The sequence below is a fragment of the Microvirga sp. KLBC 81 genome, from assembly GCF_003075415.1.
Taxonomy (GTDB): Bacteria; Pseudomonadota; Alphaproteobacteria; order Rhizobiales; family Beijerinckiaceae; genus Microvirga.
On the sequence record NZ_QDAH01000249.1, the window covers coordinates 1 to 1265 of the forward strand.

At 63.8% G+C, this 1265-nt stretch carries 1 pseudogene; it reads left to right on the forward strand.

From position 1 onward, the window contains the following. The first annotated feature begins 62 nt into the window (after positions 1–62). Positions 63–1245, forward strand: a pseudogene (locus DC522_RS33575) (IS3 family transposase). Positions 1246–1265 lie beyond the last annotated feature (20 nt).

Here is a 1265-nt window from a genome sequence, read left to right on the forward strand (position 1 = left end):
TGATCCTCCCTCGCGTTGGTGGACACCTTTGCTAAGCTCCTGAGGGAGTGGGAGGGGGTTCGATGACGAAGACGAGGCGAGACTTCACCCCGGAGTTCAAGCGGGAGGCCGTGGCGCTTCTGGAAAGCAGCGGTCGCCCCTTGATGCAGATCGCAACCGAGCTGGGGATCTCCCCCTCGATGCTGCGCAACTGGCGGGCGGTTGTGAACGGCGGCCCTCCTCGATCACGGGCTGGTTCGAGCCTTGCGAAGGCCAGCTCCGCGCCCCTGGCCTCTCCGGCTGATCAGGCGGCGGAGATTGCCCGTCTGCGGCGTGAGCTCGATCGCACCCGGATGGAGCGCGACGTTTTAAAAAAAGCGATCGGCATCTTCGCGGAGATGCCCAAATGAGGTTTCGCTTCATCGAGCAGCATGCCCGCACCTTTCCGGTGCGGCTCATGTGCCGCGTGCTCCAGGTCTCGGCCAGCGGCTACTACGCTTGGCGCTCCCGGCCGGAAAGCGCAAGAGCCCTCGCCAACCAGCGCCTGCTACAGGAGGTGCAGAGGCTTCACGGGCAGCATCATGGCCGCTATGGCAGTCCACGCATCCATGCCGCCTTGCAAGCAGAGGGCCACCGGGTCAGCCGCGGCCGGGTCGAGCGACTGATGCGCCGGCATGGCATTCGCGCTCTGGCCCGTCGGCGCTTCCGGCCGACCACCACAGACAGTCGTCACTCCTTGCCGATCGCGCCCAACCTGCTCCAGCAGAAGTTCACCGTCTTCGAGCCGAACCGGATCTGGCTGGCCGACATGACCTATATTCCAACTGGTGAGGGTTGGCTCTACCTAGCCGCGGTGCTGGATCTGGCGACCCGGAAGGTGGTGGGCTGGGCCATGCGCGACCACCTGCGCACGGAGCTGACCCTCGGAGCTCTGATCATGGCGGCCCAGCGGCAGCGACCAAGCCCTGGTCTTATCACCATTCCGATCGTGGAAGCCAATACGCCGCTGAGGCGTATGCCCGGCACCTTGCTGCGATGGATGCCAAAGCGTCCATGAGCCGGACGGGCTGCTGCTATGACACCGCCCCGATGGAATCCTTCTTCCATTCCTTGAAGGTCGAGTTGGTTCATCAGCATCGTTGGACGACCCGCGAGGAGGCGCGACGGGACCTGTTCGTCTATATCGAGAGCTACTACAATCGCCAGCGCATTCACTCGGCTGTCGGGTATCTCACACCCGAACAGGCCGAGCGGAAAATGAACTAACCCAGTGTCCGCGCAATCGG